The sequence below is a fragment of the Kribbella sp. NPDC059898 genome (assembly GCF_042730855.1).
GTDB lineage: Bacteria > Actinomycetota > Actinomycetes > Propionibacteriales > Kribbellaceae > Kribbella.
In genome coordinates, this window is record NZ_JBHWKR010000031.1 from 1 (window position 1) to 26,218 (window position 26,218).

The window sequence follows — 26,218 nt, forward strand, 5'->3', positions numbered from 1 at the left end:
CATCGGTCACCACCAGCACAGCCTTCGGCCGACCCGTCCTCGCCATCCAGCAACCCTACAACTTAAAACACGAATTCCTGACTCAGGACACTAGTAGAAGTAGATCAGTACATAGTCGGCGCATAAGTCAGTACATAGCCAGAAACCCGATCACCGGCTGCACGCCGATGATCGGGTTTCTGCGTTTTCGAGCAGCTCTCCACGTGCCATGAGGTCACGAAATGGGATCGGATTCGGCGCGTCGGTCGCGGACCGGGGGCAGGAGGGCAAGCGTGGGGGCGTGTATTTGCAAGGGGTTCGGGGATCGACGCCCGCTGCCGGCCGGATCCGGGACTCGCCGTTCGAAGGCTTGACGCCGAGCGACTTTGGCAAAGACAATGCGAAACTACTTGAGCGGCAGTGCGCGTTCGAGTGCGTACCGCTGCCGACCGTGTGGCTGGAAGCTGAGCAACCAGCCGCGCCGAGCGCTGGCCGCCTACGGACCGGGGGACGCTCAGCACAAGGGGCAGGTGCCAACAGCACCGTCGGGAATCTAGTGAGAAGAGGCAGGACCACATGAGCGAGACCAGCAAGATCGGACGCCGGAGTCTCCTACGAGGGAGCCTGGCGGCGGCCGCGGTGCTTCCCCTCGGCGGCGCGCTCGCCAGCTGCGCGAGCAGCGGCAACTCCGGCAGCAACAACTCCGGCTCGACCGGGACGAAGAGCGCCGACAACCCGTTCGGGATGGCGGCCAAGTCGACCGTGGACGCGGTCATCTTCAACGGCGGGTACGGCTACGACTACGTGCAGTTCGCGGCCGACATCGCGCAGAAGAAGCAGGCGGGCTCGACGTTCAAGGTCGCGCCGTCCACGCAGATCGCCCAGCAGCTGCAGCCGCGCTTCGTCGGCGGCAACCCGCCGGACCTGATCGACAACTCCGGTGCCGGCCAGATCGGGTTCAACACGATCCTGGACCAGCTGGAGACCCTCGACGACCTCTTCGAGGCCAACAACTACGAGGGCACGAAGATTGCCGACACCCTGTACCCGGGCGCCAAGAACCCCGGTACGTTCGACGGCAAGTTCGTCGCGATGAACTACGTCCTCACCCTGTACGGCATCTGGTACTCCGACAGCCTGTTCAAGGAGAACGGCTGGACCCCGCCGAAGACGTACCCCGAGCTTCTCGACCTCGGCGCCAAGGCCAAGGCGAAGGGCAAGTACCTGTTCGTCTGGGGCAAGGAAGCCGCGACGTATTACCACACGATGGCTGTCGACGGCGCGATCAAGGAGGGTGGCGACGAGGTCCGGCTGGCGCTGGAGAACCTGAAGCCGAACGCTTGGTCGATGCCGCAGTTCCAGGGCATCTTCAAGGCCCTGGAGACCATGGTCAAGAACGGGTACTTCGTCCCCGGTGGCGCCGGTACCCAGTTCACCGCCGCGCAGGCGAAGTGGAGCAACGACCAGCAGGCCATCCTCTACCCCTCGGGCTCGTGGATCGAGAACGAGATGAAGAAGGCCACCAAGTCGGGCTTCGACATGAAGGGCGTCCCGGAGCCGACGCTCACCGACAACCCGAAGCTGCCGTACGCGTCGCTGCGCAGTGCGGCCGGTGAGCCGTACATCGTCCCGTCGAAGGGCAAGAACGTGGCCGGCGGCAAGGAGCTCCTCCGCGCCATGCTGTCCAAGGACGCGGCGACCAACTTCGCCAAGACGCGGCTGGCGCCGACCATCGTCAAGGGCCTGGTCCCCGCCGACGGCTTCGGGTCCACCGCGCTGCAGTCGCAGACCCAGATGCTGGACGCCGCCGGCACGAACGTCTTCGACTACCAGGTGTTCGGCCTGTACGGCATGAACACCGACCAGCTGGTGGTCTGGAACTCGTTCCTGTCCGGCCAGCTGGACGCGGCCGGCCTGACGAAGGGCCTGCAGCAGATCATGGACAAGGTCCGCAACGACCCCTCCGTCAAGAAGATTCCGGTCACGAAGTGACCGTGACGCAACACGATGTGGTGCCGGGTGCCGGATCCAAGCGATCCGTCACCCGGCGGCGCCGGCCGCTGACCTTCGACCGGGTCAGCTTCATGGTCGTGTTCCTCGGCCTGCCGCTGGTGATCTTCGTCGTTTTCGTGGTCTCCCCGTTCGTGCAGGCGCTGTACTACTCGCTGACCGACTGGTCCGGGTTCAGTTCGGGGATGAACTTCGTCGGCTTCGACAACTACGTGAAGCTGTTCCACGACGACATCTTCCTGAAGGCCGTCCGGAACAACGTCGAACTCGCGATCGTGGTGCCGATCGTCACGATCGTGCTGGCGCTGACACTGGCCACGCTGGTGACGACCGGCGGCTCGGGTACCGGGACGGTCCGTGGGCTGAAGAACTCGAGCTTCTACCGGATCGTCTCGTTCTTCCCCTACGTCATCCCGGCGATCGTGATCGGCCTGATCTGGGCGCAGGTGTTCACGCCGGGCTCCGGCATCCTGGACGCCGTACTGTCGAAGATCGGCCTGCACCAGATGGCGAACTACGCCTGGCTCGGCGACGCGCGGACCGCGATGCCGGTCTCGATGTTCGTGATGATCTGGGGCGGCGTCGGCTTCTACATGGTGCTGTTCATCGCGGCCATCCGCGGTATCGACCCGGAGGTCTTCGAGGCCGCCCGGATCGACGGCGCCGGCCGGTTCCGGACCGCGGTGGGCATCACGCTGCCGCTGATCCGCGACAACGTGCAGACGGCGTACATCTACCTCGGGATCGCCGCGCTGGACGCGTTCGTCTACATGCAGGCGCTGAACCCCGGCGGCGGCCCGCAGAACTCGACCCTGGTCATGCCCCAGCAACTGTTCACCACCGCCTTCACCAAGGGACAGTTCGGCTACTCGACGGCGATGGGCGTGGTCCTCGCCGCCGTGACGCTGCTGTTCTCGTTCATCGTCTTCCTGGTGAACGCCCTGACCGGCGGACGTGAGCGAAAGGTACGCCGATGACTACGACCGCCGAACCGGTCACCGCCTCCCGCCCTCAGGTGCACGGGGCCCGCGAGGGCCGGGGCGTCGCCGCCACCGCCCACGTCGCGTTGATCATCTGGTCACTGCTGGTGGTCCTGCCGCTGGTGTGGACGCTGATCTCCTCGTTCAAGTCGACGCAGGAGGTGCTCGGCAACCCGCTGTCGCTGCCGGGCAAGCTGCGGTTCAGCAACTACGCGAACGCCTGGACGACGGCCGGTATCGGCCGGTACTTCCTGAACACGGTGGTCGTCGTCGGGTGCGCACTGGTACTGGTGATGGTCCTCGGCGCCATGTGCGCGTACGTGCTGGCCAGGTTCACGTTCCCGGGCAACCGGCTGATCTACTACGCGATGCTGGCCGGCCTGACCTTCCCGGTCTTCCTGGCGATCGTGCCGCTGTTCTTCGTGCTCAAGAACCTGTCGCTGCTGAACACCCTGCCAGGGTTGATCATCACGTACGTCGCGTTCGCGCTGCCGTTCACCGTGTTCTTCCTGCACTCGTTCTTCAAGCAGCTGCCGGGCGAGGTGTACGAGGCGGCGCAGATCGACGGCGCGGGGGAGTGGCGCTCGTTCTTCTCGGTGATGTTGCCGATGGCGCGGCCGGGCATGGCCTCGGTTGCCATCTTCAACTTCCTCGGGTTGTGGAACCAGTTCCTGCTGCCGGTCGCGCTGAACACCGACTCGAACAACTACGTGCTCTCGCAGGGCATGGCGTCGTTCGCGTCGCAGGCCGGGTACGCGGTCGACTTCGGCGCGTTGTTCGCCGCCGTAGTGATCACCGTGGCGCCCGTACTGGTCGTCTACATCATCTTCCAGCGCCAACTGCAAGCCTCCGCCACCGCCGGCGGAGTGAAGTAGGCCCCTGCACTACGCTTGGCGGTATGCACGTCGACGAGCGGACCGCCCGGGAACTGCGCGGCCTGGCCCGCGTCCTGGTGCGGTCCGGGTATGCGGACCACGCGGAGATCACGGCGGTGCTGACCGAGGCGGTCCAGGAGGACGCGCCGTCGATGGACGCCGCCGCGCTGGTGCCGCTGCTGCTCGGCGAGGCTGTGATGGATCTGAACCAGGAGGCCGTCGGCTGGCCCGCGATCACCGATCCGGACCGGCTGGACGACGTCCTCGGCGAGCTGGCGGCGCAGGGCCTGGTGGTGGTCCGCTACACGCCGGACCACCACATGGCCCGGCGGGCGCTGGAGGCGGCGGATGACCCGCAGGGGCTGGTGTTCTTCACCGACACCGACGTCTGGCACGCGGTCGACTTCGGGATGCTCGAGCTCAAGCTCTGGCACCCCGACACCGCCAACGTCGCCCCCGGTGAGCCGCTGCTGGAGGACGTGCTCGCACTCCTGCACCAGCACGACCTCCCCGCGGTCTTCGACGAGGGCCGCATCGAGGTCACCCTCAACTGGCAGCGGAGAGTGACACCATGAAGACCATCGGTGTCTTCGCGCTGCAAGGCAACGTGCGGGAGCACCTCGCGATGCTGACCGAGGTCGGTGTCGAGGCGCTGGCGGTACGCCGGCCCGCGGAGCTCGAACGGGTTGACGCGATGGTGCTGCCCGGTGGCGAGTCGACCACGATGTGCAAGCTGGCCCGGTCGTTCGAGCTGTTCGAGCCGCTGCAGAAGCGGATCGCCGACGGCATGCCGGTGTTCGGGACCTGCGCCGGGATGATCATGCTCGCGAACGAGATCACCGGCGGGATCAGCGGCCAGGAGACGCTCGGCGGGCTGGACGTGACGGTCCGGCGGAACGCGTTCGGGCGGCAGGTCGACTCGTTCGAGGCGGATCTCGAGTTCCCCGATTTCGACACGCCGTACCATGCCGTGTTCATCCGCGCACCGTGGGTGGAGCGCGTCGGGAACGACGTAGAGGTACTCTCGACGGTGAGGTCGGGCCCCGCCGCAGGTAGGATCGTCGCGGTTCGCCACGATCGGCTGCTGGCCACGTCGTTCCATCCGGAGATGACCGGGGACGCCAGGCTGCACGGCTACTTCGCCGAGCTGGTCCGCGGCCTTTAGACGTTCGCAGCGGTAAGAAGGGTTGGATCGCCATGTCAGGCCACTCCAAATGGGCCACCACGAAGCACAAGAAGGCCGTCATCGACGCGAAGCGCGGCAAGCTCTTCGCGAAGCTGATCAAGAACATCGAGGTGGCCGCCCGGATGGGCGGTGGCGACCCTGGCGGGAACCCGACCCTGTACGACGCCATCCAGAAGGCGAAGAAGACCTCGGTCCCGAACGACAACATCGACCGCGCGGTCAAGCGCGGCTCCGGTGCCGAGTCCGGCGGCGCGGAGTACCAGACGATCATGTACGAGGGCTACGGCCCGAACGGCGTCGCGATGCTGGTCGAGTGCCTCACCGACAACCGGAACCGCGCGGCCGCGGACGTCCGGACGGCGATGTCCCGCAACGGCGGCTCGCTCGCCGACCCGAACTCGGTCGCCTACCTGTTCAACCGCAAGGGCGTCATCGTCCTGAACAAGGAGCAGGAGGGCAAGTCGCTGTCCGAGGACGACGTGATGGAGGCCGTCCTGGAGGCCGGCGCCGACGAGGTGAACGACCTCGGCGAGTCCTGGGAGGTCGTCACCGAGGCCACCGACATGGTCGCGGCCCGGACCGCGCTGCAGGACGCCGGCATCGACTACGAGTCCGCCGACGTCCAGTTCGTCCCGTCGATGACGGTGGAACTGGACGCCGACGGCGCCGGCAAGATCTTCCGCCTGATCGACGCCCTCGAGGACAGCGACGACGTCCAGAACGTCTACGCCAACTTCGACGTCTCCGACGAGATCATGGTCGAGGTCGGCTGACCCCGGTAGTTCAGATCCCGAGGGCCTCTCCGTCGATCACCTGATCGGCCGGAGGGGCCTTCGGCGTTGTGACGCGGTCGTACTCGCTGAACGTCACGACGTCGGTCCCGGAGGTCTCGACCCGCAGCGGACGCCCGGTGGCGCGGTCGACCCAGAGCGTGCCTTCGCTGTCCCGGAGGCCGATCGCGGGTACGCCGTCGATCGTGCGCGGCGCGGTCTTGCGGACCTTCCCCATCGCGTCCAATATGCCCTCGAAGGCCGCCGCCTTGTCGCCGAACATCGCGAAGTCGCGGAACTCCTTCTTGTCCAGCGTGGTCCGGATCCAGCGGCCGGCGATCAGCCCGACCATCGCGTCCGCCTCGGCCTTCGACTTGGTCTGGCTGCGCCAGAACTCGTCGCTCAGCTTCAGGTACGCCGTCTTCCCGATCACCATCACCGTGATCGCGGTTCCGTCCATCATGATCGTGCCCTGACCGCCGCCCTTCGCCAGCCGGAGGTCCAGCGTCATCCGGTCGCGGCCGTCGGCCATTGTTCCCTTCATCCGCACACTCTTGGCGGCATTGGCGGCGGCCTGAGCCTTCGCCAGGATCTTCGCGGCCGGAAGCGTGGAGATGTCGGCCGTCGGTGTCGGTTTCGGAGTGGTTGGTACGACCGTTGGTGTCGAGATCGTGGTGGGCGGCGGTGTGGTGCCCAGGGCGTCGTCGGCGGCCGGGGCGGATCCCCGGCAACCGGCGACGAGAACGGCCAGCACGCCCACCATCGCGCCGGCAGCAGTTCGACGAATCAGCATCTTTGCTCCCCCTCCTGCAGATAAAAGAAAGATGCTGAAAGCGCCGCAAAAGTTGTTACCGATTCACGATTTGTTCTCCGCCCAAAGCAAGGGTTTGAGTGGCCGCGAGCCCGTACAGCGCCGTTGTGTTGGTCGAGACCCACTTGGCAGCCTTGGTCGACGTCGCCGCCAGTGCCCAGAGCCACACGGTGCACTCGGCGTCGTCGCTTGCGGCGTTCCGGACGTCCAGTTGGGTCGGGCGCCGTTGCCAGAAATCCCTTGGTCCAAAGGCGAATCCGCCACTCACGCGACCGACGTACCCGAGCCCGGAGGCCAGCTTGTCCTGGTCGCCGGATCCGGCAGCTTCGTCCCGGCGATCTGCGCGGACCGGACGGCGGCACCCGGGTCGCGCCAAAGCCCGATGATGGCCTCTGCGCCTCGGCCACCATGCATGCCCCTCGCCGACGAACCGCACGTGCCGGTCGTACGCCGGATCGCGCATCGGCACCGAGAACCGCACGCCGAGCCCCGCGACACAGTCCTTCTGCCCGTCCCGGTCGTACACGAACGTGTGCACCATCCGCACGTTCTCGGCCCGGCGACGAAGTACAGCCGCACCGAGAACGGTCTTCCGCAGTCTGACCGCAATTGAGTCGTCAAGATCAACCACTGACCGGCGGCGTGACGTCCACGCCGTACAGCCCCTTGGAGGTCGACGAGCACCAGTAGGTTGCCGAACGGATCCCGTACAGCGGCAACCCGCCTGACCGGGAGGTCCGCCGGCGGACCGACGACGCTCCCGCCCGCCGTGGTGAAGGCGCGGACGGCGGCCGGGACGTCATCGACCAGCCAGTTGGGTTCGTAGCCGAGCCGCTCCGTGAGCACGAGCTCGCTGTCGCCGTCCGGCAAGGCGAGACCGGACTGACCGGCCGCGTCATTGCGCCACTTGAGCAGAGGCCGAAGAGGCGGAGGCGGGGGTGGGTTGCGCGCGCGAGTGGACCAGCTGCTCGGGGCGACCCCGGCGGCGGATCGCGGTCGAGGTGGACCGGCGGGTGCTCGCGCCGTTCCTGAAGGTGCGGGACTGGCGCCCGGCTCGTTGGGTTGACCAATGATTCGGTACGACGACAACCTGACCGCCGTACTCGAGCCGCTCCCGCTCACGGACCCGAAGCTGGCGCACATCTGGGGCGACCAGGTCACCCGGGTGGTGCTGACGGCCCGTCCGCAGCTGTTGCGGCGGACGGGCGCGATCACGCTGACGTTCGCCTGACGCGTCGGGCAGACGGGCCCACCGCGCCAGACTCCAGCCGATTCAGCTGGCCTCAGCGAACGTCGTACGCGTGGAGGACGGTCTGCGTGACCTTCGCTCCGTGCGAGTCGGTGAGCTCGACGCGCAGGGAGACCTGCTTGCCGGTGTCACCGGAGTGGTTCACGACCAGATTGGCGCCGGTCTTGGTGAGACTGGTGCTGCCCTCGGTCCAGGTGGTGCCGTCGTCGACGGACGTCCAGACCTTCGCCGCCGTCAGTGCGCCCGCGCCGTACCCCGGGTTGGCGTCGAAGCGCGCCGGGATCGTCACGCTGCCGGCGGCGACGGTCTTGAGCCCGTCGGCCGGCAGGTCCAGCCGCGGCAGCAGCAGCGGCAGCGCCCGGCTGAAGACGGTCGGCTCCTGGTGTGAACGGAACGCCCAGGTCGTGGTCGTGGACACCGACCGCGTCCAGACCTTCGCCGGCGCTCCGACCTTCATCGTGTTCATCGTCAGCTCGTACGACGCATCCTCAGCAGGCACCGTGAACACGCCGGACGGCCAACCGGTCGACCCGAGCGATACACCGTCCTTCTTCAGCTCCAGGTTGCCCAGGTCGCCGAAGCTGCCCGCGTCGGCCCAGTGCCCGGCGCTGTCCGCCCACATCGAGGTTGCGACGCCCATCAGTTCGCCCTGCCGCTCGGCGATCAGCTGCGGCGCACCCTTGCTGTCGGCCCGGACACCCGGGGCGACCACGCCGCCGTACCAGCTGTCGGTCACCGCTTGTCCCGGCGTGAAGGTGCGGTACCGGTCGATCATCACCTCGCCCCACGGCATGCTCGAGATGATCGACTTCATCCAGGACGTGCCGTCCGCGGTGAAGTACTCGGTCTGGCTGCTCGGCACCGCGACCGCGTCCAGGCTGCCGACCGCGAAGGCCACCCCGGTTGGCCGCAGCGCGGACGTGAAGCCGCCGAAGTTCGTCTTCACACCCATGCTGTTGTACGTCGCGGTGGTCCGGCCGAGCGACGCGTCCGACACGTTGTGCCGCTGCGCCGTGGTCACCTGCTTGTCGTTGAAGAAGCCAAGCGTGTAGGCGTACGGCGTACTCGCCGAAGCCGACCAGGTCAGCGTGACGGTACCTGCCGCGAGCTTCGCCGCCAGGGCCGCGCCCTGCGTGTTCGGCAGGCTGTAGACCGGCAGCGGGTTCGGCGCGAAGCCGAGTGACGGCAGCCAGTTGTAGGCGTCGTCACGGTAGAGCAGCAGCGCCTTGACGCCGGCCCTGGCCGCCGCCAACTGAACGCTCGAGTCGCTGGCACCGGCCGCGAGGTGAACCAGTGCGACCTTGCCGCTCGCGTTGGCCAGTTCGGCCGCGCTGCCCGCGCCACCATTGATCAGTGCGGCGCTGCCCTTGCCGTCCAGGTTGCTGACACCGGCCTGCGGCGCCGCGGGCGTCAAGGTGAGACCGTCGGTGGTCCGCATCGAGGAGACGATCGGCGCGATCCGGTGCGTCCAGTGGCCGAACTCGAACGAGCCGTCGCCCTTGGCAACCGTCCCGGTGACGTCCGCGTAGGCCTCCTTGGTGAGCGAGTTCGTCGTCATCGAACCGCTGTGCAGCCAGGACGCCGGCCACTGCCGCTCGAAGGTCAGCGTGGTCGTCTGCAGCTGCGAGGGTCGTTGCGTCGCGACCGTCAGCGGGTGCGCCTGCCGCGCGTCGAGCACGATCGCGGTGTCGCGGGTGATCGTCAGCTCCGGACGGGCGAGGTAGCTGACCGACGCGGGCGCCGCGTTGGTCGGTGCACCGGTCTGCGGTGTCAACGAGTATCCGCCGAGGTAGTAGCGCCCCGGCCGTACCTGGAAGACCTGCTCGGCGGCCCCGTTGTTGAACCGGCGTTCGCCCTTCGCGACGTCGGTGTTGACGAGCTCGACCGACGACGCACCGGTCGCCGGGTTGCCGTTGCGGTCGATCATCGAGACCTTGACCGCCACCGTCTCCGGCTGCAGGTACAGGTTGAACGACGTGGACACCCGCTGGCCGTTGCTGGTGGCAACGATCCGCGCGGTCACGTCACCGAGCGCCGACCCGGCGAGCTTCTGCCCGGGGCGGACGGTGACCGGCACCGTGGCGGTCGACTTCGCCGGTACGACGATGTGCTGCGGGACCCGGACGACCGGGGCGGTCAACGGCCGCCCGTCGTTCCCGGTCAGGTGCTCCACCGACAGCCGGAGGTCGATCGGGGCCGAGCCGCTGTTGGTGTAGGTGAGGCCAACGGTCTTGTCGGCGGTACCGGCCTGCGGCCACGCGTACGTGCCGCCGTACACCGACGACGGGCCGGTGACCTTGGTGGTCAGCAGCTTGGCGATGTCGAGCCGCCCGGCGCCGACCTCCTGCACGTCGCCCGGGACGCTCGGGTCGGCCGACGACACCAGCAGGTTCTTCAGCTGGGCGCCGGTCAGCGACGGGTTCGCCTGCTTGGCGATCGCGGCGGCGCCGGAGACGTGCGGCGTGGCCATCGACGTACCGGACATGGTCTGGTACGCGTAGACGCCGCGGCCGCCGGCGTTCGCGGCGAGGATCGCGACCCCGGGGGCGGCGAGCTCGGGCTTCTCGACGTGCGTCCCGGCGACCGGGCCGCGGCTGGAGAAGTACGCCGTCTCGTCGTTCGCGTCGACCGCGCCGACGGTCAGCGCCTCGGGCGCGCAGCCCGGGCTGGAGACCGTGCCCGGACCGGCGCCCATGTTGCCGGCGGCGATCACGAACAGGCTGCTGCTGGTGTTCGACAGCCGGGTGACGGCCTGGGCGATCGGGTCGTCGCAGGTGGTCGCCGGGACCGGCGAGCCGAGGCTCATCGAGATCGCGTCGGCCTTGTTGTCGACCGCCCACTGCATGCCGGCGATGATCTCCGACTCGGACCCGGTGCCGTCGTCGCCGAGCACCTTGCCGATCAGCAGCCGGGTCCCCGGCGCGACGCCGCGCTCCTTGCCGTTGCTCTCCGCGCCGGTGCCGGCGATCGTCGAGGCGACGTGCGTACCGTGGCCCATCGTGTCGTCGGTGCCGTACGCCGACCCGGTGAAGTCCTTGCTCTGCGCGATCCGCCCGGCCAGGTCCGGGTGTCCGGCGTCCACGCCGGTGTCCAGGACCGCGACCGTCGAACCGGTGCCGTCGAGCCCGGCCTTCCAGGCGACCGGTGCACCGACCTGCGCGGTCGAGTCCGCGAGCGTCGCCTTCAGTGCGCGGTCCAGCCAGAGCTTCGTGATGCCGCGGCCGGACCGGGACGTCGTGTCGGTGAGCTCGGCGAAGGCGGTGTGCGCCTGCTCCTTGCTGACCGGGTACGCCACGGAGCCGACCGCGGGCAGTGCCTGCGCGGCCTCGGTCGCGCCGGTCGGGGTCGGGGTCGCGGCGAGCGCCGTACGCGCGGTGGCTCCGTACTGCGCGATCACCGGGATGGTCTGCTGGTGCGCGTCGTCGTACCCCTGCGCGACCAGCCCGGTCACGTCGAAGAACTCGGGGTCGATGAGACCGGCCGACAGCGCACCGGCGGCCGCGGACGGGTAGACGTACACCCGGTCACCGGTACGGGAGGTCTCGTAGTCGGGGGTGACGCCGTCGGCGCCGGGCAGCAGCTGTACGACGGGCTGCCCGTCGCTGGTGCGGGTCAGCCGCGCCCGGTCGCCGGTGATCAGCGTCACGGTCGCGGACGGGCCGGCCGCGGCGGCCTTGGTGGAGCCGACGATCGGGCGGTCGTCGGCGGTGCTCGCCGACGCGGGTGCGGAGAGGACGGCTGCGGCGCACAGGAGTACGCCGGCCGCGGCCACCGGATGACGCCATCTCGGGCGCATGGGGGACCTCCAGGGTATTCCGGGCGCTGGGCCCGGAGAAGCGGACGGGGTTGGCACAGAGGGTGTCAGCGCGGTCACCTCTGGAGGAACGAATCGCGACGGCGGAGAATCGACGTGACGTGTTTTCGACAGGAAGGCCGCGCTGCGGATGAATGGCATCGAGTTGACCGCACTCGGCCTGAACCAGGCGGAGGAAGCGCACTATCGCTCGCTGGTGATCGACGGCGGTGCGGCCGCGGAGGCGCTCAGCTCACGGGTCGGGTCGACCGCTGCCGAGGCGCGCGAGGTGCTGGACGCGCTGGCCAAGCTCGGGCTGGCCGAGGCGGTGCCGTCCGACGACGGCGAGCCGCGGTGGTTCGCGGCGCCGCCGGACGTGGCGTTGCGCGGGCTGCTCAACTCGCGGCGGCACGAGCTGTCGGTCGCGGAGACGTCGGTCGCTCGGTTGGCGGCGATCTTCCGCAGCGATCTCGGGCAGGCCGCGATCGGCGATCTCGTCGAGGTGGTGCTCGGGGCGACCGCCGTACGGTCGCGGTTCCTGCAGATCCAGCGGGCCGCGCGGCACGAGGTGTGTGCGTTCGTGGACGCCCGGCCGGTGGCGCTGTCGGGGCAGGACAACGAGGCCGAGGGGGAGGCGCTCGGCCGGGGCGTGCGGTTCCGGGTGGTGATCGAACGGTCGGCGTTCGAGGCGCCGGGGACGGTGAACGACGCGGTCGAGGCGATCGAGTCGCACGCGCAGGTCCGGACGGTGGACCGGGTGCCGACCAAGTTGGTCGTCGCGGACGGGACGGTGGCGCTGGTCCCGCTGGCGGTTCGTGGCTACCAGACGGCCGCGCTGGTGATCCGGGCCGCCGGTCTGGTGCGGTCGCTGGTCGCGCTGTTCGAGTCGATCTGGTCGTCCGCCGTACCCATCGGCCTCGGACCCGGCGGGCCGATCGAGGAGACGGCGGCGGGCCCGGACGACGCGGACCTCGCCGTACTCGCGCTGATGCTGACCGGCCTCACCGACGACGCCGTCGGCAAGCAGTTGGGGATGAGCGGCCGCACCGTGCAACGACGGCTGCGGGTGCTGATGGATCTGACCGGCTCGACCTCGCGGATGCAGCTCGGCTGGGAGGCCTCCGAGCGGGGATGGGTCACGCGGCGCTTCACAGCGAATGTGACTCGTGAGTAACATGCTGGCATGAGCCAGGTCTTGGGGTTGTGGGAGCGGTTGCGTGGGGTGCCCGGTGGGGAGCGGCTGTTCTCCTGGGGGTTCGCCTGGAAGGCGCCGTACTTCTGGTCGGTGCGGCCGCGGTTCGTGCAGGTGAGTCCCAACTACGCGGCGCTCACGCTGCCGAAGCGGCGGGCGGTGCTGAACCACATCGGGACAGTCCATGCGATTGCCGTGTGCAACGGTCTCGAGGCGGCGATGGGCGCGCTCGCGGAGGCGACCGTACCGGCCGGGAAACGCTGGCTGCCGAAGGGGATGGAGGTCGCGTACCTCGCCAAGTCGACGTCGGACCTGACCTGTTCGGCCGAGACCGACCCGGACACTTGGACGTCCGGGCCTGACGTACCGGTGACGGTGAAAGCGACACGGGCCGACGGAACGGTGGTCGTCGAGGGCACAATTCACCTGTGGGTGACGGACAAGAAGACGTAGGGTCTCCCGCGTGACTGAGCTGCGGGTGGTGGACGTCGCCGAGGAACAGCTGGACTCGGTGTGGCAGGTACGGATCCGGTCGTTCGGCCCGGGTGGTGACCGGGAGAAGTGGCAGCAGAACGCGCGGGCGTTCATGGAGGACGGGCGACTGCTCGGTGTCGTCGACGGCGACGAACTGGTCGCGGCGGCGCGGATCTGGCCGTTCGAGCAGTGGTGGGGCGGCCGCCGGGTCCCGATGGGCGGCGTGGCCGGCGTGGTTGTCGCTCCGGAGTACCGCGGCCGCGGGGTCGGCAGTCTGCTGATGCGCGGGGTGCTGCGGCGCTGCGCGGAGAAGGGCTATCCGCTGACCGGGCTGTATCCGGCGACGACCGTTCTCTACCGGCACCTGGGCTACGAGTTCGCGGGCAGCCGGTACAAGTTCTCCTTCCAGGCGGCCGATCTGCGCACCCTGGGCGGCCGCGGTACGGCGGTCCGCCGGGCCGGGGTCGCCGACGCGGACCGGTTCCTGGAGCTGGCGTCGAAGGCCCACGCGGATCGGCGTTCGAACGGTCCGCTGATCTGGCCGCGGTCCGAGATCGAGTCCTGGCTCGCGGACGAGGACATGTTCGCGTACGTCGCCGACGACGGCTTCGTCGTCTACAACTGGTCCGACGGCGCACTCTCCGTCGACGAGCTGATCGCGGGTTCGGAGGAGACCGCGCGGGCGTTGTGGGCCACGGTCGGCTCGGGGTCCTCGATCGCGACGACCGTGCACGCCTACTGCCCGCCGTACGACCCGATCCACCTGCTCGCGGAGCACGAGGCCGAGGGCGACACCAAGATCAACCGCTGGATGCTCCGGCTGATCGACGCACCCGCCGCGCTGGCGGGACGTGGGTACGTCGAGGGCGCCGTACTCGAGGCGGACCTGCGGATCGACGACCCGGAGCTGCCGGTGAACACCGGCGACTGGCACCTCTCGATCGCCGACGGCGTGGCCGAACTGAAGCCGGCCGAGCCGTCGCCGGACGCACTCCACCTCGGCCCGCGCGGACTGGCCGCCTTGTACGCCGGTACTCCGGTCGCGACGCTGCGTGGAGCGGGCCTGGTGACCGAGGGAGCGGGGCTCGACCCGGCGCTCGACCTGGCTTTCGGCGGGCAGGCGCCGTACATGCTCGACTACTTCTAAGACCGGCGCGTCGATTTCGGGAGTCCGGACGCCTCCGACTAGGGTTGTCGAACAAACGTTCGGAGGTGGTCCATGCGGGTGCTCGGCGTCGACCCGGGACTGACCCGGTGCGGCCTAGGCGTCGTCGAGGGTACGCCGGGGAAGCCTCCGTCGATGGTCGCCGTCGGGGTGATCCGGACCCCTGCCGACCTGGACGTGGCCAAGCGGCTGGTCCGGATCGAGGCCGAGCTGGACGAGTGGATCGGGCGGTACCAGCCGGACGCGGTCGCGGTCGAGCGAGTGTTCGCGCAGCACAACGTGCGGACCGTGATGGGCACCGCGCAGGCTTCCGGGATCGCGATGGTGGTGGCCGCCCGGCGCGGGCTGCCGGTCGCGCTGCACACGCCGAGCGAGGTGAAGGCCGCGGTCACCGGATCCGGGCGCGCGGACAAGGAGCAGGTGACCACGATGGTGACCCGGATCCTCAAGCTCAGCGAGCGTCCGACGCCGGCCGACGCCGCCGACGCGCTGGCGCTGGCGATCTGTCAGGTCTGGCGCGGCGGGGTGGCGAGCAAGCTGCAGCAGGCGGCCACCAGCCGGGCGAACCTCGAAGCGGCCGCGCAGGCGCAGTCCCGGCTGCAGATGGCGCGGTTGCGGGCCGCGGTGGCGGCCCAGCAGGGCAAGCGGTGAGCACGGAAACGGGAGGTTGGCGATGATCGCCTTTGTACGTGGACCGGTGGCGGCTGTCGGGATCGACAGCGCCGTGGTCGAGGTCGGCGGCGTGGGCCTGCAGGTGTACTGCGACCCCGGCACGCTGGCGGGGCTGCGGCCGGGGCAGGAGGCCCGGATCGCGACCTCGATGGTCGTACGCGAGGACTCGCTGACGCTGTACGGGTTCGCCGACGACGACGCGAAGAACCTGTTCGAGCTGCTCCAGACCGCGTCGGGCGTCGGCCCGAGGCTCGCCCAGGCCGCGCTCGCGGTGCTGAGCCCGGACCAGCTGCGGCAGGCCGTCGCGACCGAGGACCTCGCCGTACTGGTGAAGGTCCCGGGGATCGGCAAGAAGGGCGCGCAGCGGATCGTGCTGGAGCTGAAGGACAAGATCGGTGCGCCGTCGAGGACCGTGACGGGCCGGCCGCTGCAGGTGCGCGAGGCGTGGCGCGAGCAGGTGCAGGCCGGTCTGGTCGGCCTCGGCTGGTCCGCCCGCGACGCCGAGGACGCCGTCACCGCGGTGTCGCCGCTCGCCGCCGACAATCCGAACCCGTCGGTTCCCGACCTGCTGCGTGCCGCGCTGCGCGTGCTGTCGAAGGCGTAGCCGATGGACGACAACGTGCGCCCATTGGTCTCCGCGGACGCGGTGGACCTGGAGGAACGCAAGATCGAGTCGGCGCTCCGGCCGCGGTCGCTGGCCGAGTTCGGCGGTCAGCGGCGGGTCAGCGAGCAGCTCGAGCTCGTGCTGCACGCGGCCCGCGGGCGCAATCGCACGCCTGACCACGTGCTGCTGTCCGGCCCGCCAGGGCTGGGAAAGACCACGCTGGCGATGATCATCGCCAGCGAGATGTCCGCGCCGCTGCGCGTCACCAGCGGCCCGGCGATCCAGCATGCGGGCGACCTGGCCGCGATCCTGTCCGGGCTGGGCGAGGGCGAAGTCCTGTTCCTGGACGAGATCCACCGGATGTCGCGGCCCGCGGAAGAGCTGCTGTACATGGCGATGGAGGACTTCCGGGTCGACGTGATCGTCGGCAAGGGACCGGGCGCGACCGCGATCCCGCTGGAGATCCCGCCGTTCACGCTGGTCGGCGCCACCACCCGGGCCGGCCTGCTGCCCGGGCCGCTGCGGGACCGGTTCGGCTTCACCGGCCACCTGGAGTTCTACGAGGCCGCCGAGCTGGAGAAGATCGTGAACCGCTCGGCCGACCTGCTCGAGGTCGACATCACCCCGGAAGGCGCCACCGAGATCGCGTCCAGGTCCCGCGGTACGCCGCGGATCGCGAACCGGCTGCTCCGCCGGGTCCGCGACTACGCCGAGGTCCGCGCGGACGGGATCGTCACGCTCGCGCTGTCGAAGGCCGCGCTCGACCTGTACGAGGTCGACAAGATGGGGCTGGACCGGCTCGACCGCTCCGTGCTGGACGCGCTCTGCCGCCGGTTCGGGGGCGGACCGGTCGGTCTTTCCACGCTGGCGGTTGCGGTCGGCGAAGAACGTGAGACCGTGGAGGAAGTAGCGGAACCTTTCCTGGTCCGATCGGGCTACCTGGCCCGGACGCCGCGCGGCCGCGTCGCGACGCCCGCCGCCTGGCGGCACCTCGGGCTGAAGGTCCCGAAGGGCGCGACCTTCGCGGACACGCTCTTCGACACCGACGAGGACTGAGGAGTTCGGCCTCCAACTGAACAGCCGGGAACCACCGACGGCGCCGGAACGTAGACACTCCGTAGTGAGTAACTCAAACGTGACCCGGCGTCATGCGGCGGTTGTTGACGCTCAGGGTTAGACTCCCCGGTGGCCTGACCTCCAGGCCGTTCCGCTGCGGCCTGCGCGCTCCTGCAGAGCGTGCCGGACGCCCGTACACCCCGACCGACGAAGGATTCTGAGACCCGATGCAACTCCTCGCCGTACCGATGGCCTCCTCCGGGGGCGGTGGCCTCACGCTGCTGCTGCCGCTGATCCTGATCGTCGGAATGATCTGGTTCATGAGCCGCACGCAGAAGAAGCAGCGCCAGCGTCAGGCCGACACCGTCGCCCAGCTGCAGCCCGGCACGAAGGTGATCACCACCAGCGGCCTCGTCGGCATCGTCGAGGAGACCGATGACGACTACGTCACGCTGGAGATCTCCGAGGGCGTGCTGGTGCAGGTCGTGAAGGCCGCGGTCGGCCGGGTGATCCCGGAGGACGCCGCCGACGAGCCGGCCGCTGCCGCGGACGACGACACCGACGCGACGGACGAGGCGACCACCCCGGAGAAGGTCGACGTACCGGACGCCGGTGGTGAGAAGGCCGACGGCAAGGTGCAGGACGCGCCGAAGCTGCCGCCGACGCACACCGAGAACTGATTTCCGTCCCAACGGCCTGCGGCGCGTCGTGCGGCGTCCTGTGAAACATCCAGTGACGGTACGGCGCGCCCGGAAGCACAAAGGTTGAATCTGACGTGGCAACTTCGACTTCCCGCCCCGGGCGGAGCCTGATCGCCTTGCTGGTGATCGTGGTTCTGTTGTTCGGGATCATGGCGCTGACCAAGACCTGGAAGCCCAAACTCGGTCTGGACCTGCGCGGCGGCACCACGATCACGCTGACCGCCAGCACCCTGGACGGCAGCGGCAAGGTCGCCGCCGACCAGCTGAACGAGGCGAAGAACATCATCAGCCAGCGGGTCAACGGCGCCGGTGTCGCCGAGGCTGACATCACCACCTCCGGGTCCAACATCATCAACGTCGCCGTACCCGGTGCCACGAAGGAATCGCTGGTGTCGCAGGTCGGCCAGACCGCCCTGCTGTACTTCCGGATCGTGTACAACGCGCAGTCCCTTGCGCCGGTGCCCACGCCGACTCCGACGACGACGCCGAAGCCGGGCACCACGCCGAGCGCGACGCCGAAGCCGAGCACCAAGGTGACGCCCAGCGCGACGATCAAGCCGACGAGTACGCCGAAGGGCCGCGCCTGGTCGAGCGCCCTGGGTCAGGCCACCCCGACCCCGACCCCGACTCCGAAGGCGAGCAGTACGCCGAAAGCGAGCAGTACGCCGTCCGCGACGCCGTCGACCCCGGCCGCGAGCAGTGACCCGCTGAAGTACCAGCCGGACGCCGCGACGCAGGCGAAGTTCGCGACGTTCAAGTGCGGCGACAGCCAGACGAACGACCCGAAGCAGCCGCTGTTCTCCTGCGACAAGACCAACCAGAACAAGTACCTGCTTGGCCCGGCGATCATGGCCGGCACCGACCTGTCGGACGCCTCCGCCGGCATCCCGCAGAACGGTCTGCAGTGGCAGGTCAACCTGAAGTTCACCGGCTCGGGCGGCGACAAGTTCCTCAAGGCCACCACGGCGATCTCGCAGCGCGGCCAGGGCAACAACCTGTTCGCGATCGTGCTGGACGGCGTCACCATCTCCACCCCGAGCGTCGACAACCCGATCCCGGGCGGTCAGGCGCAGATCACCGGTACCTTCACCGAGGCCGACGCCCGCGACCTGGCGAACGTGCTGAAGTACGGCTCGCTGCCGGTCAAGTTCGAGATCTCCTCGGTGGACACGGTCTCGCCGCAGCTTGGTGGTGACCAACTCTCGGCCGGTATCTGGGCCGGTATCGCCGGTCTCGCGCTGGTGGTCGTGTTCTGCTTCCTGTACTACCGCGGCCTCGGTCTGGTCGTGGTCTTCTCGCTGGTCGCGGCCGGCGTACTCACCGGAACACTGGTGATCCTGCTCGGCAAGGCGATCGGGTTCACCCTGAGCCTCGCCGGGATCGCGGGTCTGATCGTCGCGGTCGGTATCACCGCGGACTCGTTCATCATCTACTTCGAACGACTACGCGACGAAGTGCGTGAGGGCCGAAGTCTGCGCTCGTCGGTGGAGACCGGCTGGGCACGGGCCAAGCACACGATCATCGCCGCCGACTCGATCTCGCTGCTGGCCGCGATCGTGCTGTACGTCCTCGCGATCGGCAGCGTCCGCGGCTTCGCCTTCACGCTCGGCCTGACCACGCTGATCGACCTGGTCGTCGTCTTCATGTTCACGAAGCCGCTCGTCACGCTGCTGGCCCGGACCGACTTCTTCGGCCACGGCCACAAGCTGTCCGGCCTGGATCCGGAGCATCTCGGCGTCGAACGCCTGCCCGGACAGACGAAACCGTCGGCCCGGCCGCGCCGGACGCCGTCGACGCGCAAGCCGGTCGGAGGGGAGGTCTGATGTCGAAGCTCGGACAGATCGGTGCCAAGCTGCACCGCGGTGAGGTCTCCTACGACTTCATCGGGCATCGCAAGTTCTGGTTCACCCTGTCGGCCGTGCTGGTGCTGATCTCGCTGGGCGGCCTGTTCGCCCGCGGCCTGGCGCTCGGCATCGAGTTCCGCGGCGGCGTCGAGTACGAGGCCAAGGTCAAGGTCACCAGCAGCACCGTGCAGGACTTCGGCGACGCCGTGAAGGCGACCAACGCCAAGGGGCTCGGCGACCCGGTGGTCACCACGATCAACAATGCCAAGGTCCGGGTCCAGACCAAGCCGCTGGAGCAGGCCGACATCGGCCGGGTCCGGGAGGCGATCGCCAAGCAGGCGGCGGTTCCGGCCGACCAGGTGACGTCCCAGCAGATCGGTGCGTCCTGGGGCCAGCAGATCGCCGACAAGGCGATCCTGGCGCTGGTCGTGTTCCTGGTCCTGGTGTTCGCGGTGATCTGGCTGTACTTCCGCGAGGCGAAGGCGTCGATGGCGGCAATCATCGCGCTGGTGCACGATGTCACGATCACGGTCGGGCTGTACGCGCTGATCGGCTTCGACGTCACGCCGGCGACGGTGATCGGCGTCCTGACGATCCTCGGTTACTCGCTGTACGACACGGTCGTCGTGTACGACAAGATCCGCGAGAACACCCGGGGCATCACCGGGTCGAACCGGCTCACCTACTCGGACGCGACCAACCTGGCGGTCAACCAGACCGTGGTCCGGTCGATCAACACCACGGTCACCGCACTGCTGCCGGTCGGCGCGATCCTGGTCGTCGGCACCGTGGTGCTCGGCACCGGACCGCTGAAGGACCTGTCGCTGGCGCTGTTCGTCGGTATCGCGGTCGGTGCGTACTCGTCGATCTTCATTGCCCCGTCGCTGCTTGCGGTCTTCAAGGAGCGCGAGCCCGCGATGCAGGCGCTGAACAAGCGGGTCGCGGCGAAGAAGGCGCAGGTCGCCAAGGCTGGGGCCGCTCCGGCCGAGCCGGCCACCGCCGGTGCGCCGGCGGAGTCGGCGGCGCGTTCGGTCGTCCAGGACACGCCGCGGAAGGCGGACCGGGCGACCGGTTCGGCACCGGCGGCGTCGACGCGGCCGATGAAGGCGGCGGCCGCCGGGCGCCCGCAGCCGACCCGCAAGCCGCGCTCGAAGCGCGGTAAGTGATGCGCTCACTGGAGCAGGTGCTCGCGGACGGGATCCGCGACATCCCGGACTACCCGCAGCCGGGGGTGGTGTTCAAGGACATCACCCCGCTGCTGGCCGACCACACCGGTTTCGGCCAGGTGGTGGAGGCGCTGGCCGCGGCCGGCACCGACGACGACGGCAACCCGGTGGTCGACAAGGTGGTCGGGATCGAGGCGCGCGGGTTCATCCTCGCCGCCCCGGTCGCGCTCGCCCTCGGCGCCGGGTTCGTCCCGGTCCGGAAGAAGGGCAAGCTGCCGGCCGCGACGTACGAGGAGTCGTACGCGCTGGAGTACGGCGAGGCGACCATCGAGGTGCATCAGGACGCGTTCGCGCCGGGGGACCGGGTGCTGGTCATCGACGACGTCCTGGCGACCGGCGGGACCGTCGAGGCGTGCCTGCGGCTGATCCGCCGTTGCGGCGCGGAGGTCGTCGGTACTGCCGTACTGCTGGAGCTGTCGTTCCTGCCGGGCCGCAAGCGGCTCGAGGGCGAGCAGGTCAGCGCACTGCTGACGGTATAGGTGACGGTGTAGGAACCGATACACTCTCCGCAGCCGTCGGGTGACCCGGCGTGTTGTCCACAGGCGGTTCTGCCTGGCTGGACGAAGGCCTCTAGACTGGTGGCCTGTCAGCGGAGGGACACAAACGTGGGCGAAGACCCGGCGATGACATCTGCGGTACCGAACGCCGTACCGCAGGAGCCTCCGCGCGCGCCGTCACCGGTGCGTCCGGCTCCGGCGTCACCGCCGCCTGCCACCCAGCCGCCGCGGATCGCGCCCGCCCGGGTGCGTGCCCGGCTCGCCCGCCTCGGCGGGACCCGGCACCCGAACCGGGCGCCGATGCTCGAGCCGCTGTTCCGGGTGGTCCGCGCGACCCACCCGAAGGCCGACCTCGCGATGATCGAGCGCGCCTACCGGACCGCGGAGAAGTACCACACCGGCCAGATGCGGAAGTCCGGCGACGCGTACATCACGCATCCGCTCGCGGTCGCGACCATCCTCGCCGAGCTCGGTATGACCGCGACCACGCTCTGCGCCGCGCTGCTGCACGACACCGTCGAGGACACGCCGTACACGGTCGAGGATCTGACCCGGGACTTCGGCGAAGAGATCGCGATGCTCGTCGACGGCGTCACCAAGCTCGACAAGGTGCGGTACGGCGAGTCCGCGCAGGCCGAGACGATCCGCAAGATGGTCGTCGCGATGTCCAAGGACATCCGGGTGCTGGTGATCAAGCTGTCCGACCGGCTGCACAACATGCGCACGCTCGGCTCGCTGCGCCAGGAGAAGCAGGAGCGGATCGCCCGCGAGACGCTGGAGATCTACGCCCCACTGGCGCACCGGCTCGGTATGAACACGATCAAGTGGGAGCTCGAGGACCTGGCGTTCTCGACCCTGCACCCGAAGGTGTACGACGAGATCGTCCGGCTCGTCGCCGAGCGCGCGCCGTCCCGCGACGAGTATCTGGCGACCGTGATCGACCAGGTGCACGAGGACCTGCGCTCGGCCAAGGTGAAGGCCACCGTCACCGGCCGGCCGAAGCACTACTACTCGATCTACCAGAAGATGATCGTCCGCGGCCGCGAGTTCGGCGACATCTACGACCTGGTCGGCATCCGGGTCCTGGTCGACTCGGTCCGGGACTGCTACGCCGCCCTCGGCATCATGCACGCGCGCTGGAACCCGGTCCCCGGCCGGTTCAAGGACTACATCGCGATGCCGAAGTTCAACATGTACCAGTCGCTGCACACCACGGTGATCGGCCCGCAGGGCAAGCCGGTGGAGCTGCAGATCCGGTCGTTCTCGATGCACCGGCGCGCGGAGTACGGCATCGCCGCGCACTGGAAGTACAAGGAGGACCCGAGCTCCGCGGTGCCGGCCACGCCGAGCGCCGAGATCGGCGGCCCGAACGACATGCCCTGGGTGCGGCAGCTCGTCGACTGGCAGCGCGAGACGTCGGACCCGTCGGAGTTCCTGGACTCGCTGCGGTTCGAGATCAACAACGCCGAGGTCTACGTGTTCACGCCGCGCGGTGACGTGATGTCGCTGCCGGTCGGGTCGTCGCCGGTCGACTTCGCGTACGCCGTGCACACCGAGGTCGGGCACCGCTGTATCGGTGCCCGGGTCAACGGCCGGCTGGTGCCGCTGGAGAGCACGCTCGAGAACGGCGACGTCGTCGAGGTCTTCACCTCGAAGGCACAGGGCGCCGGGCCGTCGCGCGACTGGCTGACGTTCGTCAAGAGCCCGCGTGCGCGGAACAAGATCAAGCACTGGTTCTCCAAGGAGCGCCGCGACGAGGCGATCGAGCAGGGCAAGGACGCGATCGCGAAGCAGCTCCGCAAGGAAGGCCTGCCGCTGCAGCGCCTGCTGTCCCACGAGACCCTGACCGCGGTCGCCAACTCGCTGCGGTATCCGGACGTCACCGGGCTGTATGCCGCCGTCGGCGAGCAGCACGTGAGCGCACAGGCCGTCGTACGGCGTCTGATCGAGACGTACGGCGGGGAGGAAGGCGCGGCCGAGGACCTGTCCGAGGGCGTCCGGCTGCCCGCGAGCCGCGAGCGGCGCAAGCGGACGGCCCGTGGCGACGCTGGTGTGATCGTCAAGGGCGCGACCGACGTGCTGTCCAAGCTGGCACGGTGCTGTACGCCGGTCCCGGGCGACGAGATCATCGGCTGGATCACCCGCGGCGCCGGCGTCTCGGTGCACCGCTCCGACTGCGCGAACGTGGAGAACCTGAAGACCCAGCCCGAGCGGATCGTCGAGGTCGAGTGGGCGCCGACGGCGCAGTCGGTGTTCCTGGTCGCGATCCAGGTCGAGGCGTTGGACCGGGCCCGGTTGCTGTCGGACATCACTCGGGTGCTGTCGGACTACCACGTGAACATCTTGTCGGCGGCGTTGACGACGACGCGGGACCGGATCGCGAAGTCGCGGTTCACGTTCGAGATGGGTGATCCGACGCACCTTGGGCACGTGTTGAAGGCCGTGCGGTCGGTCGAGGGTGTGTTCGACGTCTACCGCGTGACGCAGTAGTTGCTGCCTGCCGTGTTTGTGGGGGCGGGGACACTGCGGTTATGAGGCGTCGGGTGTTTCTGATCGCGGGTGCCGGGCTGCTGGCTGGTTGTAGCGCGTCGTCGACGCAGAACCAGCCGAGCCCGTCGCCCTCGTCCAGCGCCCCGCCGTCTACCACTCCGCCGTCCACCACTCCGCCGTCCACCACTCCGCCGTCGACCACTCCGCCCGCGGCTACGACCCCGACCGCCTCCGCCTCCGCCTCCCCGACGGTTGCGCTGCCGGCGGTCCGGTCGTGGGTGCCGGGGCCGGGTGAGATCGATCCCGAGGTCAAACGGCTTGCTGTCGCGGCGGTGGTGAAGCTGCTGCAGCCGACCGAGACGCAGGCAGTGGTGGACGTGATCGACGCGCAGTACGGCGGGATCCTGAGCGACTCCGCCAGCGTGCTGGTGCCGTGCCGGGTGTACTCGATCCGCGCGAACCGGCTGATCACCGGCGGTACGACGGTCGACGTACGACTGACCAAGTCGTCCCAGGGAACGTGGCGGGTGACCGCGACCCATCCCGCCCAGCCTGGCGCGCCCGTGAGCAACCTGTCGGCGGCCGCGCGCAAGGTGCTGACGAGCGGGCAGATCACGTTGCCGCCCGCATCGGCCGCGGACATCCGGTCCGGGCAGGTGCACGACAGCGTGCTGACGACGATGCTCGAGCTGGCGACGACGTACCGGATCGGCATCAGCGTGATCCGCTCCGGGCACCCGATCGACGTGTTCGGCACCACCCGGCCGAGCGACCACCCGAAGGGTCGCGCCTTCGACACCTGGCAGATCGACGGCCGGGCGGTCGTTTCACCGTCGACGCCGCGCGCACTCGTCACGTCGTACATGCGGGCCGCCGAATCTCTCGGCTCGTACAACGTTGGCGGCCCCTACCAACTGTCGGGTGCGGCGTTCTTCTCCGACAACACGCACCACGACCACGTCCACGCCGGCTTCAGCAGTTAGTCCCACTCCCAGGCAATGCCGACGGTGCCTGGTGCCGCGGACGGTTCGATCGTGTGGACGCGGCCGTCGGGGGTGAGCATCAGCTCGCGGTGAACGAGGTTGGGCCCGAGCGTGTGCCCGCGGCGGATCTCGTACACGCGGACCGGCAGCGCGGCCCGGTCGAACTGCACCTCGAGCACGTAGTGCGTCCCGCCCCATTCGCTGAACCGCTGGTAGTCCGTCGACGGCAGCCTGTTGCGGTCCTCGACCTCGTACCGTACGACGGCGGTCTCGCCGACCGCGAGCACCCGGTCGAGCAGCAGTTCGCCGAGCAGCGCCCCCGCCTCGGCGGAGCGGGCGATCCGGCCGGTGCGGCACCCGCTCAGCGCGCGGAGTGCGAGCCGTTCGGCGTCGCATCCGGGCTCGCCCTGGTGCGCGATGATCAGCCGATCCACCGGCTGTACGGCGACCACGCTCTGGCACACCCGCCGGGTCCGGGCGCTCCGCTCCGCGTCGACGTGGACCTCTTCGAGCACCGTGACGTTCCGGGAGCGGCCGTGGGCGTCCCGGCGGAGGCGGTCGAGCAGCCGGGTCAGCGTCTCCGCGTAGTCCACGACGGCGTACGGCTGGGTGTCCGGCTCGGTGCGGGGCGGCGGGATGCGTACGGTCAGCCAGCCCGGCGGGACCTCCAGGAGCTCCTCCAGCGCCGTCACGGTCGCCAGCGAGTCCTCCCGCGGGACGCGGCGCCCGCTCTGCCAGGTGCTGAGCGTGGCCACGCCGACCTGCAGACCGCGGTCCGCGAGATGCGTGCGGATCCGGTTCAGGGCCAGGCCGCGGCGGGCGATCGCCTGCCGGAGCGCGTCCGCGAACGACGCCTCCGGTGTCACTGCAGGGACCGATGCTTGGACGGATGTCACCATGGGCCCTCCCTGCCGGAAGTGTAAACGTTCACACCACCGTCCGGCACTGGGCGGTCACCCACCGTTCACGCGAGGGTGCCGTTCACACCGCCGTACGGGCGTTCGCCGAACGCTTGCCGCACCGCGGCCGCCTCCTGACGATGGACTCCGCCCCAGTCCCTCGCGAAGGAGGAACCATGCGCAGGCTCCGCCCCAGCCGCTCCTGGTCGTTGCTTCTGGCCACGATCCTCGGGCTGGCCGTGCTGGCACCGTCCGCACCGCCGGCCACCGCCGCCGCCCCGTCCAGCTACTACCTGAACGTCACCGGCCAGTCCCAGCAGAAGTCGAACTGGTGCTGGGCTGCGAGCGGTAACAGCATCGCCACGTTCTACGGCTACACCTACAGCCAGAACCAGTTCTGCAACCTCGCGTTCGGCTACTCGATGAACGGCACCTGCCCGAACAACCAGGCCACCCTCGGCAACGACCAGAACGCGTTCCGGTCGATCGGGATCAGCACCGGCAGCTACGTCTCCGGGACCCTCGGGTTCAGCACGCTGGTGTCCGAGATCGCGGCCGGCCGCCCGGTGATGACCCGGATCGGCTGGACCTCGGGCGGCGGCCACATGATGGACATCATCGGCTACGACTCCTCGAACTCGACGATCGAGTACTACGACCCGTGGCCGGACGACCAGCGCTACAACTCCTCGACGTACAGCTGGTACAGGTCCAACTCGCAGTTCACCTGGACCCACTCCCTGTACCGGATCGGAGCCTGAC

General features: G+C 69.2%; 24 protein-coding genes. 20 read left to right on the top strand and 4 right to left on the bottom strand.

Annotated elements, in window-relative coordinates; translation table 11 throughout:
- The first annotated feature begins 555 nt into the window (after window positions 1-555).
- The 6 genes from ngcE to ACFV9C_RS44070 are packed head-to-tail and all read left to right on the top strand — an operon-like array spanning window position 556 to window position 5,803.
- Window positions 556-1,971, top strand: a complete 1,416-nt coding sequence (ngcE, locus tag ACFV9C_RS44045) for an N-acetylglucosamine/diacetylchitobiose ABC transporter substrate-binding protein (protein WP_380203987.1) — start codon at window positions 556-558, stop codon at window positions 1,969-1,971.
- Between the two features lie 2 nt (window positions 1,972-1,973).
- Window positions 1,974-2,966 (top strand): carbohydrate ABC transporter permease, encoded by a 993-nt coding sequence (locus ACFV9C_RS44050; RefSeq protein WP_380203989.1) that lies wholly within the window; start codon window positions 1,974-1,976, stop codon window positions 2,964-2,966.
- Window positions 2,963-3,844, top strand: a complete 882-nt coding sequence (locus ACFV9C_RS44055) for a carbohydrate ABC transporter permease (protein ID WP_380203991.1) — start codon at window positions 2,963-2,965, stop codon at window positions 3,842-3,844. The genes ACFV9C_RS44050 and ACFV9C_RS44055 overlap by 4 nt, the downstream gene beginning before the upstream one ends.
- 23 nt (window positions 3,845-3,867) lie before the next feature.
- Complete coding sequence (locus ACFV9C_RS44060) at window positions 3,868-4,419, top strand: DUF6891 domain-containing protein (RefSeq protein ID WP_380203993.1); 552 nt, start codon at window positions 3,868-3,870, stop codon at window positions 4,417-4,419.
- Window positions 4,416-5,009 (top strand): pyridoxal 5'-phosphate synthase glutaminase subunit PdxT, encoded by a 594-nt coding sequence (gene pdxT, locus ACFV9C_RS44065; protein WP_380203995.1) that lies wholly within the window; start codon window positions 4,416-4,418, stop codon window positions 5,007-5,009. The genes ACFV9C_RS44060 and pdxT overlap by 4 nt, the downstream gene beginning before the upstream one ends.
- Before the next feature lie 32 nt (window positions 5,010-5,041).
- Entirely contained in the window at window positions 5,042-5,803 is a 762-nt protein-coding gene (locus tag ACFV9C_RS44070; protein ID WP_380203997.1) for a YebC/PmpR family DNA-binding transcriptional regulator, read from the top strand.
- 10 nt (window positions 5,804-5,813) lie between these two features.
- Here ACFV9C_RS44070 and ACFV9C_RS44075 read toward each other — a convergent pair whose 3' ends face one another.
- Together ACFV9C_RS44075 and ACFV9C_RS44080 are read right to left on the bottom strand one after the other, a co-directional pair.
- Window positions 5,814-6,593 (bottom strand): hypothetical protein, encoded by a 780-nt coding sequence (locus ACFV9C_RS44075; protein ID WP_380203999.1) that lies wholly within the window; start codon window positions 6,591-6,593, stop codon window positions 5,814-5,816.
- A gap of 55 nt (window positions 6,594-6,648) precedes the next feature.
- Complete coding sequence (locus tag ACFV9C_RS44080; protein WP_380204001.1) at window positions 6,649-7,152, bottom strand: hypothetical protein; 504 nt, start codon at window positions 7,150-7,152, stop codon at window positions 6,649-6,651.
- Window positions 7,153-7,680: 528 nt separating this feature from the next.
- Here ACFV9C_RS44080 and ACFV9C_RS44085 point away from each other — a divergent pair.
- Window positions 7,681-7,842: a hypothetical protein gene (locus ACFV9C_RS44085; protein ID WP_380204003.1), complete on the top strand. Its 162-nt coding sequence runs from the start codon at window positions 7,681-7,683 to the stop codon at window positions 7,840-7,842.
- 52 nt (window positions 7,843-7,894) lie between these two features.
- Here the strand turns inward: ACFV9C_RS44085 and ACFV9C_RS44090 are convergent, their stop codons facing one another.
- Window positions 7,895-11,656, bottom strand: a complete 3,762-nt coding sequence (locus ACFV9C_RS44090) for a S8 family peptidase (protein ID WP_380204005.1) — start codon at window positions 11,654-11,656, stop codon at window positions 7,895-7,897.
- A gap of 148 nt (window positions 11,657-11,804) precedes the next feature.
- Between ACFV9C_RS44090 and ACFV9C_RS44095 the strand changes: the two genes are divergently transcribed.
- The 12 genes from ACFV9C_RS44095 (at window position 11,805) to ACFV9C_RS44150 (ending at window position 24,557) form a co-directional block, all read left to right on the top strand.
- The gene (locus ACFV9C_RS44095; protein WP_380204007.1) at window positions 11,805-12,827 is read left to right on the top strand and encodes a helix-turn-helix domain-containing protein; all 1,023 of its coding nucleotides are present in this window, start codon (window positions 11,805-11,807) and stop codon (window positions 12,825-12,827) included.
- A 9-nt stretch (window positions 12,828-12,836) separates the two neighbouring features.
- Entirely contained in the window at window positions 12,837-13,298 is a 462-nt protein-coding gene (locus ACFV9C_RS44100; RefSeq protein WP_380204009.1) for a hotdog fold domain-containing protein, read from the top strand.
- A 10-nt stretch (window positions 13,299-13,308) separates the two neighbouring features.
- Window positions 13,309-14,466: an enhanced intracellular survival protein Eis gene (gene eis / locus ACFV9C_RS44105; RefSeq protein WP_380204011.1), complete on the top strand. Its 1,158-nt coding sequence runs from the start codon at window positions 13,309-13,311 to the stop codon at window positions 14,464-14,466.
- Between the two features lie 72 nt (window positions 14,467-14,538).
- Window positions 14,539-15,135, top strand: a complete 597-nt coding sequence (gene ruvC / locus ACFV9C_RS44110) for a crossover junction endodeoxyribonuclease RuvC (RefSeq protein ID WP_380204013.1) — start codon at window positions 14,539-14,541, stop codon at window positions 15,133-15,135.
- A gap of 22 nt (window positions 15,136-15,157) precedes the next feature.
- Window positions 15,158-15,760, top strand: a complete 603-nt coding sequence (gene ruvA, locus ACFV9C_RS44115; RefSeq protein ID WP_380204015.1) for a Holliday junction branch migration protein RuvA — start codon at window positions 15,158-15,160, stop codon at window positions 15,758-15,760.
- A gap of 3 nt (window positions 15,761-15,763) precedes the next feature.
- Complete coding sequence (gene ruvB / locus ACFV9C_RS44120; protein WP_380204017.1) at window positions 15,764-16,816, top strand: Holliday junction branch migration DNA helicase RuvB; 1,053 nt, start codon at window positions 15,764-15,766, stop codon at window positions 16,814-16,816.
- Window positions 16,817-17,043: 227 nt separating this feature from the next.
- Window positions 17,044-17,496: a preprotein translocase subunit YajC gene (gene yajC, locus ACFV9C_RS44125; protein ID WP_380204019.1), complete on the top strand. Its 453-nt coding sequence runs from the start codon at window positions 17,044-17,046 to the stop codon at window positions 17,494-17,496.
- 95 nt (window positions 17,497-17,591) lie between these two features.
- Window positions 17,592-19,340 (top strand): protein translocase subunit SecD, encoded by a 1,749-nt coding sequence (gene secD / locus ACFV9C_RS44130; RefSeq protein ID WP_380204021.1) that lies wholly within the window; start codon window positions 17,592-17,594, stop codon window positions 19,338-19,340.
- Complete coding sequence (gene secF, locus ACFV9C_RS44135; protein ID WP_380204023.1) at window positions 19,340-20,527, top strand: protein translocase subunit SecF; 1,188 nt, start codon at window positions 19,340-19,342, stop codon at window positions 20,525-20,527. The genes secD and secF overlap by 1 nt, the downstream gene beginning before the upstream one ends.
- Entirely contained in the window at window positions 20,527-21,066 is a 540-nt protein-coding gene (locus ACFV9C_RS44140) for an adenine phosphoribosyltransferase (protein WP_380204074.1), read from the top strand. The genes secF and ACFV9C_RS44140 overlap by 1 nt, the downstream gene beginning before the upstream one ends.
- 144 nt (window positions 21,067-21,210) lie before the next feature.
- Window positions 21,211-23,574 (top strand): RelA/SpoT family protein, encoded by a 2,364-nt coding sequence (locus tag ACFV9C_RS44145; RefSeq protein ID WP_380204025.1) that lies wholly within the window; start codon window positions 21,211-21,213, stop codon window positions 23,572-23,574.
- A 41-nt stretch (window positions 23,575-23,615) separates the two neighbouring features.
- Window positions 23,616-24,557 (top strand): hypothetical protein, encoded by a 942-nt coding sequence (locus ACFV9C_RS44150; RefSeq protein ID WP_380204027.1) that lies wholly within the window; start codon window positions 23,616-23,618, stop codon window positions 24,555-24,557.
- Here ACFV9C_RS44150 and ACFV9C_RS44155 read toward each other — a convergent pair.
- Entirely contained in the window at window positions 24,554-25,456 is a 903-nt protein-coding gene (locus ACFV9C_RS44155) for a hypothetical protein (protein ID WP_380204029.1), read from the bottom strand. The genes ACFV9C_RS44150 and ACFV9C_RS44155 overlap by 4 nt on opposite strands.
- A 176-nt stretch (window positions 25,457-25,632) precedes the next feature.
- Between ACFV9C_RS44155 and ACFV9C_RS44160 the strand changes: the two genes are divergently transcribed.
- Entirely contained in the window at window positions 25,633-26,217 is a 585-nt protein-coding gene (locus ACFV9C_RS44160; RefSeq protein ID WP_380204031.1) for a papain-like cysteine protease family protein, read from the top strand.
- Window position 26,218: the final 1 nt, after the last annotated feature.